Source organism: Flaviflexus salsibiostraticola, assembly GCF_003952265.1.
In the GTDB taxonomy this organism is placed as follows: Bacteria; Actinomycetota; Actinomycetes; order Actinomycetales; family Actinomycetaceae; genus Flaviflexus; species Flaviflexus salsibiostraticola.
In genome coordinates this window covers 2,485,409-2,497,901 of the sequence record NZ_CP034438.1, presented here as the reverse complement: position 1 = coordinate 2,497,901, position 12,493 = coordinate 2,485,409, and the positions used below count along the sequence as shown (strand labels likewise).

Genomic DNA, 12,493 nt, shown 5'->3' with positions numbered 1-12,493 from the left:
TGTGGATGGGGACTCAGCCGGACAGTGCGGGCGAGCTGCCATCGGTCAGCAGCAGCCGCCATCCCCCGCCCGAGCGCTCGAGGACCTGGCCGTTCTCGGTGGCGAGGATGAGCGACCTCTCCCCCGCCCCGGCGGTGATCGAGACTGCGCCGTTGACCTCGGTGATCGCCGTGATCGAGCCGCCGATCGGGACGGAGTAGATCCCGGGGCTCGTGCCGCCCGGCAGTGTCGCGAGCGCGGCGACTGTCGTCTCGTCGATCCACGCGACGTCGAGGATCTGCTCGAGGCCCGCACCGATCTCGATCGGCTCCCCGATCGCGGCCGGAGCGCCGTCGCCACCGCGGATGATGGCGACGGCCGACATGTAGACGGCCGTCTCCGACCGCCAGACGATGATCGCCCGGGCACCCTCGCGGGAGACGTGGACGGAGTCGATGGTGCCCCCACCCCGCGGGAGCAGTACCGCCAGGTCGACCCGCTCACCGTCTTTGAAGGCGGTGAGGACGCCGGGACGGTCCGCGGTTCCGGACCAGACCCAGTCGTAGATGTCGACGGAGGGTCGGACGACGCCGGGGCCCTGAAGGAGCGTGACCGGGGCCGCCCCGCTGTTCGGCAGCGTGATGAGAGAGTCTCCCGAGATCCCGACGATCGACGAGTCGTCGCCATAGCCGACGGCGAGGGATTCGACATCCTCCGGCACGTCGCTCATACGCAGTGACACGGCCGAGCCATCTCGGTAGAGGGAGGGACGGCCGCCGACGTTGACGATGAGGCGCGGATCACCCAGCGGGTAGGGCGACAGGTCGGCCGTCTGACCGACCTCCCAGGGCGTGCCCTCGACGAGGAGTTCGACGTTCTGGACATTCGGCAGAAGCGTGAGGGTCTCCTCGACCTGAGTACTGAAGAGCGCTCGCTGGTAGCCGGTGACGGACAGCACCTCGTCGTTGAGCGACACGGCGGCGGTCCCGCCGCTGATGGTGATGCCGCGGCTGCCGAGGGCCGTGCCCGGCGGGATCGCCGTCCGCACCGCGTCGGCCAGCCACGGCGATGGGCCGAGGAAGAGCTCTCTCGCCGCGAAGGTCGCGTACGTGTTCTGCGGGAACCACCGCAGATCTGGAACGAGGTACTGCGAGTCGGAGGTGAGGAAGTGGAGGACCGCCTGCGAGTACTGGGATTCGAAGAGCGTGGACGACATGAGCAGGCCGTTGTCGAGGTCGATGATCCGCCATTCTCCGTCGGCGTTGCGCGCGAGCGAGAACTCGGTCGTGATGACCGCGTCGGGCCGGGATGCCTCGAACCGCCCGTTCTGCAGAAGAGAGCCCTCGGATCCGAGGTTGAGCCTGACCGCCTCGGTGTCCGTGCGGGTCGTGACGGGCGGCCGCGAGTCAGAATAGATCCGCACCACCTCGAGCGGGCGCCACAGCTCTGAGGCCCGGGGTGAGAGGTATTGACGGGCGACCTCGAAGTCGTCCGACAGTCCCGCTGCGGAGGCGGTGAGGAAGCCCTGAACGATCTCCTCCGGAGTCGATCCCTCCCGCGGGCCTGCGGCGTGGAAGCCGACCGTCTGGTTCGTGCCGGTGGGCGCGCGAGTGGCGTTGACCGGACCCTCCGTGGGCAGCGAGGTGCAGGCCGCGAGGAGCATCAGGGCGAGAAGGAGCGTGAACAGCCGTCTCATGTCAGATCCCCTTCGAGGGCGAGCGCGTCGAATTCCACTTCAACGTCGAGCGGAGCAGTGTACGGGGCACCCGGCTCACGGGGCAGGATGAGGAGAAAGCTTGCCCCCTCGCCGAGGACTCCCCACACGCGGATCTCGCCGCCGTGGAGGATCGCATCCTCGCGCGCGATCGTCAGGCCGAGGCCGGTGCCGCCGGCCTTGCGCACCCGCGCGGCATCCGCACGCCAGAACCTGTCGAAGACATGATCGGCCTGCTCCTGGCTCATGCCGATGCCATTGTCGACGACGCGCACGCCGACCGCGGTGTCGTTGCCGACCACGTCAACGCGGACCGCCCCATCATCGGCGTGCTCGATGGCGTTGACGACGAGGTTGCGGACGATGCGCTCGATACGTCGCTGCTCGACGACGGCGTACGTGTCCCCATCGGCGTGGATCGTCACCCGGACCTGATCCTCGCGGGCAAGCGGGGCCGCCATGTCGACAACACTCTCGACGACCTCCGCGAGGTCGACATTCTCGGCATTGAGCGCCATCGCCCCGGCATCGAAGCGGGAGATCTCGAGCAGGTCGGCGAGCATCGCGTCGAGATTGACGAGCTGGCGCTGCATGAGCTCGGCCGAACGCTGGAGCGAGGGCGGCAGGTCAGCTCGCTTGTCGTAGATGAGTTGGCCCGCCATGCGGATCGTCGTGACCGGGGACCGCAGCTCGTGGGACACGGCGGAGACGAAGTCCTGCTGGACCTTCGACAGCTTCTGCAGGCGAGTGAACTGCTCATCGAGCGAGGACGCCATCTGGTTGAAGGATTGGGCGAGCTGAGCCAGCTCATCATCGCCCCGGACGTCCATCCGCACCTCGAACGCACCGTCGGCGATCCGTCGAGCATTGCGCGAGGCCTCTCGGATGGGAACGAGAACCATGCGGACGAGGACGACCGCGAGCGCGATCAGCAGGGCGAGGAGCAGGCCGGCCGCCGACACCTGGACGGCGGTGACGAGGCTGAGGAGCCGCTGTTCGCTCGCGAGCGAATAGAAGGAGTAGAGCTCGTAGTCCCCTGCCCCCGGCACGGTGACGGCTATGCCGATGACGATGCCCGGTGTGGTTCCCCCCGCCCCGTCGGGAATGGCGATCGGCTGCCAATGCAGCGCCTCCGAGTTCGCGGTCTGGGCCCGCATCTCGTCCGTGATGATCTCTCGGAGGACGGTCGGACCGTTGCTCGGCTCAAGGATCTGAATGCTGCTGGCCGGCTGGTCGGCGCTCCTCATGAGCATGACACCGACGACCGAGGAGGACGGGTCGTACATCGAGTTGACGATCGTCTTGACGGTCTCCTGGACGTTGCCCGGATTCGTGCCGATCGTCGCGGTGAAGCGCTGCTCGGCCGCGCGGGCATCAGCCCCGAACTCTTCGACGATCGAGTCGATGCGATCTTCGTAGACCTGGTCGCGGATGCGCCACAGGGCGATCCCGAAGGTGAGGGACACCGAGACGGCGACGATGGTGATGAGGATGCCGATGACGCGGACCTGGAGGCGCTGGCTGATGAAGTGCCACAGCTCCCCGACCCGGTCGGCAAGGAGCCGGCCCCTGCTGGGCTCGGTGCGCTCCTCAGTCGCCTGATCGGTCACTCGCGCGCCGCACCCGCCCGGTAGCCGACGCCGCGGACGGTGAGGACAACCTCCGGATTATCGGGGTCCTTCTCAACCTTGGCGCGCAGCCGCTGGACGTGAACATTGACGAGGCGCGTGTCCGCGCTGTGACGGTAGCCCCAGACGAGCTCGAGAAGCTCCTCGCGGGAGAACACCTGACGGGGCTTGCGGGCGAGGGCCACGAGGAGGTCGAACTCGAGCGGGGTGAGGGCGAGCGTCTGGTCGCCGCGCATGACGCTGTGGCCGGTGATATCGATCGTGAGGTCGGCGACCCGGAGGATCTCGGGCTCGAGCTCCTGCCGGCGCATGCGGGCCTTGATGCGGGCCATGAGGACCGAGTTCTCGAAGGGCTTCGTCACGTAGTCATCCGCACCGGCCTCGAGACCGGCGATGACGTCGACCGAGTCGGTGAGCGCGCTCATCATGATGATCGGCACGTCAGATTCCTCCCGCAGGGCGGTGCACACCTGCACGCCGTTGAGGCCTGGGAGCATGACATCGAGGAGGACGAGGTCGGGCCGTTCGGCGCGGTACAGGGGCAGGACAGACAGTCCGTCGGCACAGACGGTCACCTCATAGCCCTCGGACTCGAGGAGGATGGCGACCATCTCCGAGATCGACGGATCATCATCGACGACAAGAATGCGGGAACTCATGGCACCAGTTTCCCATGAACGAGAAGTTTTTTTCGACACACTCGCCACCTGGGCCGATGTGCGTCCGATGACAGATGGAGAAGCCCCGGGTGCGGCGTGGTGAACACGCCCGGCTGTCGGACATGCACCGGCAGGACTGCACCGACTCTCGGAGACGCGCGCCACCCGTATCAACGCTGATCGGCCTGTGCCAAGATGGGTGTGGTGCGACACGAAGGAGAAGACCATGTCGAATGACGACAAGCGCTGGCATCCGGAGAACGAGGGCGAGGGCGGTTCCCGCGACAGCGGCGGCTGGGGCCAGCAGCCGAGCGAGCAGGGCTGGAACCAGGGTGGCGACGCCTGGAACAGTCAGGGTTCGCAGGGAAACGGTCAGTCCTGGAACCAGGGCGGCCCGGGCAACCAGCCGACCTTCGGCTACTTCAACCGGCCGGCAGACCAGCCCGCGTACGGCGAGTACGCGTCCTATGGACAGTTCGGTCAGGCGTCGGGCGACTACCAGTCCGCTCCGTACGGCGGCTATGACCGCTCCCCCTTCCCACTCCACCCGCTCACTCCTCTTGAGCAGATCGACGCGGCGATCCGCCTCGTGCGTTACAACCCGAAGGTCCTCGTCCTTCTACCCCTCATCGTCTACCTCGTCGCCGGCCTGCTCTCGACGGTCGTCGTCCTCGTCTCGGGTGAGACGTCGTTCTCCACGATCGACCCACTCGAGATCGACTCGGCCTCGCTGTCGGCCGGCTTCGCCGTTGTCAGCATCATCACGGGCCTCATCTCCTTCATCGCCGCCCTCTTCATCTACACGACCGCGGTCAACGCGGCGATGAGCGCGGTGTACGGCAGGAAGATCTCCATGGGTCAGGCGATGTCGATGTCGACAGGGGATGCCGGTCGGCTCGCGGTCGCCTACATCCTCTATTCGATCTTCATGCTCCTGGTCGCGACGCTGCTCACCCTCCTCATCTTCCCGCTCGCCGACGCCGGCGGCGGCGCCATCGCCCTCTTCCTCCTCCTCGTCTTCATCGGCGCGATCTACTTCGCAATCCGACTCTCCTGCGTCGTGCCGGTCCTCGTCGCCGAGCAGCGCGGCCCGATCGATTCGATCGTCCGCTCCTTCCAGCTGACGCGCGGCCGGTTCTGGTCGATCTTCGCCACGCTCGCCGCCACCTTCATCCTCATCATCGTCATCTCGATCGTCCTGTCGATCATCGTCGCGATCTTCTCGTTCCTCGGCCTCGGCACGACGACGGGCACGATCATCTACACGACGATCACCGGTGCCCTCATCTCCGCGATCGTCGTCGCGATCACCCAGGCTGTCACCAACGTCATCTACATCAACCTTCGGATGATCCGGGAGAACTTCCACTACGATGTCCGCAATCACTGATGTTCGGCCGCGCCCTGTGGGCTGCACTCAGCCCCGACGGGGATGAGGCGCGCCGCTGGGCCGAGGATGAGCTGCGGCAGGCCAAATATTCCGATCCGGGCCCGTCGCTCATCGAGCGGCTCGGCCTGTGGATCCTCGACCTGCTCGAGCGCCTCAATCTCTCATTCGGCGGGGACGCGACATGGACGGGGTCGATCGCCGTCGTCCTCCTCGTCGCCATCCTCGCCGCGTCGGCGATCGTCTACGGACGCCTGAGGTCCGGCGGCCGTGCCGCCGGAGCCGGCAGCGGTGTCATCCTCGACGACGATCGGAGCATCGCGCAGCTTCTGCGCGACGCCGGGCGCGCACACGGAGCCGGTGACTTCGCCACCGCGTGTGTCGATTACTACCGCGCCTGCATCCGCATCCTCGACTCCCGCGGCCTCCTCGCGGCCAGCCCGGGCATGACCGCCCGCGAATCCGCCGTGCTCGGCGAGGCCGCGACCGGCCTGCCACTCGGCCCGGGTGCCAGGATCTTCGACGCCGTCCTCTACGGCGGGGCGGACGCCAGTGCGGCGGAGGCGGAGATGATGGCGGGTCTGGTCGACCGGTGCCGGGCGGGAGTTCCCGCATGAGCACGGATGCCCGCTTCGCACCCCGGACACGGACCCGCCCCCTGTGGGCGCGCCTCATCCTCGGCGCTCTCGCCCTGCTCCTCATCGCCGTTCTCGCCGTTGCCATCTCCTCCCTGTCCGGCCGCAGCAACCAGCAGACCATGCACCCCGGCTCGGTCTCCCCCGATGGCGCCGGGGCGCTCGGCGCCATCCTCTCCGATAACGGCGTGTCCACCACAGTCGTCCACTCGGCGAGCGACGCACTCGATCACGAGACGATCCTCGTCTGGGACCCGCAGCGGATCCTCACCGCATCCGATCGGGAGCGGCTTCTCGACTCGCCCGGCCGGGTCGTCATCGTCTCCGACAACGGCAGGGACACGTATCGCTGGTTCGGCGAGACGCTGGGGACGTTCGACGGGTCACCCGACACCGTCGTCCCGCCCTCCTGCGGGGCGGTCTGGCTCGACGGGATCACGGGCACTCAGGGCGTGACCGTCGGAGTCGGCGGCGGGGACTGTTTCCCGATCGGCGGCGGCGCCCACCTCCTCACGCAGGGCAGCGTCCTCTTCTTCGCCTCCCCGGAGCTCTTTGTCAACGAGAATCTCGCGAAGGCCGACAACGCGGCGGTTGCGATCCGGGCCCTCGGCCAGTCTGATTCGGTCGCGTGGCTCATGCCGATGGCGGCATCGATCGACCAGCCCGACACCGTCCCACCGGCGCTGACCGGCGCCCTCATCGGCCTCGTCCTCGTCGCCCTCTGGCACGGCATCCTTGTCCGCCGTCCCTTCGGTCCCCTCATCCCCGAGCAGCTCCCCGTCGTCGTCCCCTCCGCCGAGTCCGCACTCGGAAGGGCGCGCCTCTACGAGCGGGGCGCGGACGCGGCGCACGCGGGCGCCGCCCTGCGGGCGGGCCTCATCTCCCACCACGCGGGCAGGCTCGGACTGCCACCGGATTCCTCCCCCGATATGGTGATCGGCAGAGTCGCGGCCGCCAGCGGCCGGACTCCTGACTCTGTGCGCCACCTCCTCTACGGGCCACCACCCGCCACCGACTCCGAGCTGACCGGCCTCGCCACCAGCCTCGCCACCCTCTCGAAGGAGCTCACCGATGACTGACCATCGCCCCCGTCTCGCACTGCCCACCACCGAGGGCGCGAGTCCCGCCCAGCAGGCCTTCGGCGCTCTCGCGGGCGAGATCCGCAAGGCCGTCATCGGCCAGGAGGAGGCGATGGCGGGCCTCGTCGTCGGGCTCCTCTCCGGCGGGCACGTCCTCCTCGAGGGCGTGCCCGGCACCGCGAAGACCCTGCTCGTCCGGGCGCTCGCGGCGGGCCTCGATCTCGATGAGAAGCGGGTCCAGTTCACGCCCGACCTCATGCCGGGCGATCTGACCGGTTCGCTCATCTACCGCTCAGGCGAGTTCGACTTCCGGCCCGGGCCCGTCTTCACCCAGCTCCTGCTCGCCGATGAGATCAACAGGACACCGCCGAAGACCCAGGCGGCCCTGCTCGAGGCGATGGCGGAGCATCGGGTGACGGTCGACGGCGAGCCGCGGGACCTGCCCGACCCGTTCATGGTCATCGCCACCCAGAACCCCATCGAATACGAGGGCACGTATCCCCTACCGGAGGCGCAGCTCGACCGGTTCCTCCTCAAGATCACAGTGCCGCTGCCGGGGCGGGACGCTGAGCTCGAGGTCGTCCGCCGCCATGCGGCCGGCTTCGACCCGAACGATCTCGGCGCGATCAACCCGGCCGCCGGCGCGGCCGAGATCATCGCCGCGCGACGGGAGATCGCCCGCGTCGAGGTCCACCCCGCCATCCAGGCCTACATCGTCGACCTCGTCCGGGCGACCCGCAGCGCACCCGCCGTCGAGATCGGCGTCTCCCCGCGCGGCGCCACGGCCCTGCTGCGCACCGCGCAGTCATGGGCATGGCTGTCGGAGCGGGCCTATGCGACGCCGGATGATGTGAAGGCGATGGCGCTGGCCGCCCTCACCCACCGGGTGCGCCTTCGTCCCGAGGCGGAGCTCGACGGAATGTCGACCGAACGCGTCATCGACCACGTCCTCACCCAGGTGCCGGTGCCCCGCTGATGTTCCTCACGACCCGCTCGACGATCCTCGCCGCCCTCGCAGTGCCGGCAGGGATGATCGAGGGCGGCTGGCTGTGGCCGGCCATCATCATCGCCGTCGTCGCCATCCTCAGCGGGCTCGACTGGGTCCTCGCGGGCTCCGCGGCGAACATCTCCTCGGAGCGTCCTCCCGTGACGATGAGGCTCGGCACCTCCCACCCCTCACGCGCGACGATCACGAACAGGGGCCGGCGGCCCCTGGCAGGGGCGGTCCGGCACGGCTGGCCGCCCTCGGTCAGGGTCACGCCGCCGACGTTCGAGTACGCCCTCGAGCCGGGCGCCTCGACGACCCATTCCGCACTCCTCACACCGACCCGCCGCGGGACGATCACCTCCGGCCCCCTCGTCATCCGCACCCGCGGCCCCTTCGGCCTCGCAGGTCGGCAGACGAGCCGGTACGACGAGGCGCAACTCACCGTCCTGCCGGAGTTCCGCTCCCGCCGCTACCTGCCGAGCAGGATCGCGCGCCTGCGGGAGATGGAGGGACGCAGCCTCCTCCTCGTCTCGGGCGAGGGCACCGAATTCGATTCCCTGCGCGACTACGTCCGCGGGGACGACGTGCGCGCCATCGACTGGCGCTCGAGTGCACGCCGCGGGCAGACCCTCGTCAAGACGTGGCGGCCCGAGCGGGACCGCCGCATCATCGCACTCCTCGACTGCGGCCGGTCGGCGTCGATGAGGATCGGCGACGAGCCGAGGATCGACTCCGGGATCGAAACAACCCTGCTCCTGGCCGCGCTCGCGGAGCGATCGGGCGACCGGCTCCACGTCCTCGCCCACGACGACCGCCTCCGGGTGCGGGTCGACCCGGGGCGACGACAGACAACCCACGCGCTCGCAGCCGCCCTCGCCGACATCCACCCGAGCCTCGCCCAGACGGACTGGATCGGCGCCGCGGGCGCCGTCCGCAGGACCGTGTCGAACCGCGCGCTCGTCGTCATCACGACTGCACTCGACTCCGGCGTCGTCCCGGGTGGTCTTCTCGAGGCGATCCCGCTCCTGCGCCGCCACACCGTCCTCATCGCCGTTGCAGAGGATCCGACGCTGCAGGCGATGACGGAGATCGACGGCACCTCAGCATCCGCCTACGAGGCCGCCGCCGCGCACCGCGCCCTCCTCGAGGAGAAGGCCCTCGCCGAGCATCTCGCCCGGCTCGGCGCCCACGTCGTGTTCGCCACGCCGGAGGCTCTGCCCGCGAAGGTCGCCGATGCGTACCTCGATCTCAAGGAGGCGGGCAGGCTCTGACCCGACCGATGAGTTGGGAACGGGCCTTCGTCGGGGCGACTCAGGCGACGGGGACGGACCAGCCCGCCTCCTCCTCCGCGAGATCGGCCGAGCCACCGCGCGCCAGCGCCCAGCGACCACCCCAGATCGTGTAGACCCAATACGCCGCGAGCGCGGCGGTGCCGATGAGGATCTTGACGAGCCACGGCAGGTCGGAGGGGGTGACGAAGCCTTCGATGACGCCGGACAGTGCGAGGACGAGGACAAGGCCGAGGGCAACGATGACGGTGGTCCGGCCCTCCTGGGCAATCGCCTGGGCGCGGGTGCGCCACCCTGGTGATACCCAGGCCCAGAACAGGCTCAGTCCCGCCCCGGCGGCGATGAAGATCGCGGTGAGCTCGAGCTGGCCGTGGGGAAGGATGAGCTGGAAGAAGACATCGAGGCCGTCCTGGCTGTGCATGATCGCCGCGGAGGAGCCGATGGCGGCCGCGTTCTGGTAGAGGACGAAGGCGGGGACGATACCGGTGATGCCGCCGGCGATCGATTGGACGGCAATGCGGGCATTGTTCGCCCACACCTGGCCAGCGAAGTCGGCCGATGGATATTCGGAGTAGTAGGCGGCGAAGGCCTCGTTCGCGTACTGGCTCAGCTGCTGCTCAGTGCCGAGGGACTCGAGCACCGGCGGATTCGTCGCGGTATAGATGGCGGTCGTCGTCGCGATGAGGAGGAAGGCCGCCATGACCCCGACCGTCCACCACCGGACGCTGTAGAACGCCAGCGGGAGGGTGATGCGGAAGAAGGTGGCGACGGCCGTACGGGTGAGGACCCGTTCGCCGCTGAGCTCCGCCCGCGCCGCGGAGAGGACCTGCGACAGGCGCAGCACGAGGTTCGGGTCCGGACTCGATGTCCTGATCGTTGCGAGATGAGTGGCGGTGCGCTGGTAGAGGCGGACGAACTCGTCGGCCTCGGGCCCGCTCAGTGTGCGGCGCTTCGTCAGCTCTCGGAGTCTGTCCCATTCGTGTTGGTGGGCGAGTGCGAAGGCATTGGCGTCCATCGCACCAGTCTCGCATGCCCCGGCACGGTCGGCGCGATTGTCGCTACTGTGGTGCCATGACGACTGAGGGAGCCGACATCCGCTACCAGGCGGCGGGCAGCGCAGCCGCGCCGGTGGATGAGCGGACCGACATCATCACCGGCGAGGGCGTGGGCCTGGTCCTGCCGACAGTCGCGCTCGGCACAAGGATCATCTCCGCCCTCATCGACTACACCCTCTACCTCCTCATCGGCGGACTCGCCTGGTACGGGCTCCAGCGCGTGTGGGAGCCCGAGAACATGGCTCAGGCGGCCACGTGGATCACGACGACGCTCATGGTGTGGGCCGTCGGCCTGCCGTTCCTCGTCCAGTGGCTGACCCGCGGCTCGTCGCTCGGGCGGCTGCTCACGAGCACCCGCACGGTCCGATATGACGGCGGGACGATCACGATGAGGCACGCGCTCACGCGCGCCGTGGCAGGGCTCTTCGACATCCATCTCACGCTCGGCGCGCTCGGCTCCGTCGTCATCGCCTCGACCGCCCGCAGCCAGCGCACGGGCGACATGCTGGCCGGCACGATCGTCGTCACGTGGCCGCGCCGCTACCGCGGACCCCAGCTGCTCGCCGTCCACCCGCTCCTCGACCGGTGGGCCAGAATCGCGATGATCAGCCCCGTGCCGGGGCCGCTGTCGATCGCGGCACGCGACTACCTTCGCACCGCGAAGGCGATGACACCCGAGCGGCGATTCGAGCGCGCTCGCGACCTCGCCGCCGCACTCGAGCCCTTCACGGCACCGGCACCGCCGCGGGGAACGGATCCGGATGCCTTCATCCTCACCGTCCTGTCACTGCGGGAGGCCGCCGATTACCGCGCGGCATCGGACACGATGAGGAGGCAGATGAGGACGGAGGAGCGGCTCGCCGCCCTCCCCTATTCGGTGGAGCACCAGGGACAGTCGGTGCGTCAGGGATAGTCAGTGCGTCAGCGGGGAAATCCGGTGCGACAGCGGGATATGGCCTCGCGGGCCGGGCGTTGGCGGTCGCGCCACCGGGCGCTGATGGCGCTCACGGACCTTCGGTCACCGGAGCGGCACAGCTCCGCTCCAGCGATTCTCAGGAGGCGGGAACCTGCTCGGCCTCTGTCGGCAGGAGGATGGGAACCTCGTTCTCGATCCTGTAGCGCCACGCGGGGGTCGAGGAGGAGATGTACCAGTCGCCCTCGCGTCGCAGCTCGGTACCGGTCTTCGGGCAGCGCAGCGCGCCGCGGATCCAGTCAGTCATCGCTCTCTCCTGGGTTGGGCACTGCCCTGAGGGCAGGCGCTGGGCTGGGCACGTCGGACCGGCGGCGCACCTGGCGCTCGGCCGGCTTCGGCTCGGGTGCGCGGCGGCGGCTCGCCTCTTTGATCGCGTTGGCGAGTGCCATGAGGTCGTTATCGGAGGGCGGCGCGGGCTCGTATTCTGTGACGAGTCTGACCATCGTCCATCCCCGCGGGACCGTGACCGACTGCGCGTGATCCTCACACAGGTCGAGCGCGCCCTTCTGGGCGACGGGCGAGAGCGGGCCGACAACCGCGGTCGCCTCACCATAGTCATACGTCATTGTGACGACGGCGCGCTGTGCGCACCGTGTCCTCGAGCATTGCCTCACCACAACTCCCAACCGTAGCACGCACGGTACGCTGGTTGGGTGAGTGCCTTCCCCCATGACAAGTTCCCCAAGCCGTCCCGGTCGCTGCGCAGGGACCGCCATGGGCGGGGCCTGCGGGGCCCGATCATGCCGCCGACCGTGCCCGCCTGGCGGACGCGCGCGGAGCGCTTCGATGACATCGTGTCCCTCGAGGTCGCGACCTACCGCAGGCACCTCGGGGACGTTGTCGATCGGCTCGACTATGCCGTGCTCGACGTGCCCGAGTCCGACCCGACTCCGTGGGAGGACGGCATTCCCCAGGCCCGCTTCTTCCCCCTCGACCGAAGCACGGGCCTCGAGGGCCGCATCGTCCTCTACCGGCGTCCGATGGAGCAGATGGCACCGACGGCAGGCACCCTCGCCGTGCTCATCCACATGGTCATCACCCAGCAGCTCGCATCCTTCCTCGGCCGCTCACCCGAGGAGATCGACTACCACAACCACGGCTGAGGCG

The 12,493-nt window shown here is 68.9% G+C and carries 13 protein-coding genes; 7 read left to right on the top strand and 6 right to left on the bottom strand.

Features of this window, described 5'->3' with window-relative positions:
• Positions 1-13: 13 nt before the first annotated feature.
• From EJO69_RS11655 to mtrA, 3 genes are read right to left on the bottom strand one after another with little or no spacing between them, the layout of a single operon-like run.
• On the bottom strand, positions 14-1,675 hold the full coding sequence (locus EJO69_RS11655) for an LpqB family beta-propeller domain-containing protein (RefSeq protein WP_126042028.1): 1,662 nt from the start codon (positions 1,673-1,675) through the stop codon (positions 14-16).
• Positions 1,672-3,303 (bottom strand): MtrAB system histidine kinase MtrB, encoded by a 1,632-nt coding sequence (gene mtrB / locus EJO69_RS11650; RefSeq protein WP_126042026.1) that lies wholly within the window; start codon positions 3,301-3,303, stop codon positions 1,672-1,674. Before mtrB ends, EJO69_RS11655 begins: the two co-directional genes overlap by 4 nt.
• Complete coding sequence (gene mtrA, locus EJO69_RS11645) at positions 3,300-3,980, bottom strand: MtrAB system response regulator MtrA (RefSeq protein WP_126042024.1); 681 nt, start codon at positions 3,978-3,980, stop codon at positions 3,300-3,302. The genes mtrB and mtrA overlap by 4 nt, the downstream gene beginning before the upstream one ends.
• A gap of 226 nt (positions 3,981-4,206) precedes the next feature.
• On the opposite strand from mtrA, the gene EJO69_RS11640 reads away from it, so the two are divergent.
• Genes EJO69_RS11640 through EJO69_RS11620 form a run of 5 tightly spaced genes read left to right on the top strand, consistent with a single transcriptional unit; the run spans position 4,207 to position 9,340 of the window.
• On the top strand, positions 4,207-5,370 hold the full coding sequence (locus EJO69_RS11640; protein ID WP_126042022.1) for a DUF7544 domain-containing protein: 1,164 nt from the start codon (positions 4,207-4,209) through the stop codon (positions 5,368-5,370).
• Positions 5,370-5,984, top strand: coding sequence for a DUF4129 domain-containing protein (locus EJO69_RS11635; RefSeq protein ID WP_126042020.1), 615 nt, complete (start codon positions 5,370-5,372; stop codon positions 5,982-5,984). The genes EJO69_RS11640 and EJO69_RS11635 overlap by 1 nt, the downstream gene beginning before the upstream one ends.
• Entirely contained in the window at positions 5,981-7,081 is a 1,101-nt protein-coding gene (locus EJO69_RS11630; RefSeq protein ID WP_126042018.1) for a DUF4350 domain-containing protein, read from the top strand. Before EJO69_RS11635 ends, EJO69_RS11630 begins: the two co-directional genes overlap by 4 nt.
• On the top strand, positions 7,074-8,057 hold the full coding sequence (locus EJO69_RS11625; RefSeq protein ID WP_126042016.1) for an AAA family ATPase: 984 nt from the start codon (positions 7,074-7,076) through the stop codon (positions 8,055-8,057). The genes EJO69_RS11630 and EJO69_RS11625 overlap by 8 nt, the downstream gene beginning before the upstream one ends.
• Positions 8,057-9,340 carry a DUF58 domain-containing protein gene (locus EJO69_RS11620; RefSeq protein ID WP_126042014.1) on the top strand — a complete coding sequence of 428 codons (1,284 nt, stop codon included), beginning with the start codon at positions 8,057-8,059 and terminating at the stop codon, positions 9,338-9,340. Before EJO69_RS11625 ends, EJO69_RS11620 begins: the two co-directional genes overlap by 1 nt.
• A gap of 40 nt (positions 9,341-9,380) precedes the next feature.
• Here the strand turns inward: EJO69_RS11620 and EJO69_RS11615 are convergent, their stop codons facing one another.
• The gene (locus EJO69_RS11615; protein WP_126042012.1) at positions 9,381-10,373 is read right to left on the bottom strand and encodes a stage II sporulation protein M; all 993 of its coding nucleotides are present in this window, start codon (positions 10,371-10,373) and stop codon (positions 9,381-9,383) included.
• Between the two features lie 56 nt (positions 10,374-10,429).
• Here EJO69_RS11615 and EJO69_RS11610 point away from each other — a divergent pair, with 56 nt between their 5' ends.
• Positions 10,430-11,326 (top strand): RDD family protein, encoded by an 897-nt coding sequence (locus EJO69_RS11610; RefSeq protein ID WP_164519961.1) that lies wholly within the window; start codon positions 10,430-10,432, stop codon positions 11,324-11,326.
• 139 nt (positions 11,327-11,465) lie between these two features.
• On the opposite strand, the gene EJO69_RS12395 is transcribed toward EJO69_RS11610, so the two are convergent.
• Together EJO69_RS12395 and EJO69_RS11605 are read right to left on the bottom strand one after the other, a co-directional pair.
• On the bottom strand, positions 11,466-11,633 hold the full coding sequence (locus EJO69_RS12395) for a hypothetical protein (protein ID WP_164519960.1): 168 nt from the start codon (positions 11,631-11,633) through the stop codon (positions 11,466-11,468).
• Entirely contained in the window at positions 11,626-12,057 is a 432-nt protein-coding gene (locus tag EJO69_RS11605) for a DUF3499 domain-containing protein (RefSeq protein ID WP_126042008.1), read from the bottom strand. Before EJO69_RS11605 ends, EJO69_RS12395 begins: the two co-directional genes overlap by 8 nt.
• Here EJO69_RS11605 and EJO69_RS11600 point away from each other — a divergent pair.
• A complete protein-coding gene (locus EJO69_RS11600) occupies positions 12,040-12,489 on the top strand; it encodes a metallopeptidase family protein (protein WP_245993661.1) in 450 nt (149 codons plus the stop codon). The two genes, EJO69_RS11605 and EJO69_RS11600, sit on opposite strands and share 18 nt — an antisense overlap.
• Positions 12,490-12,493 lie beyond the last annotated feature (4 nt).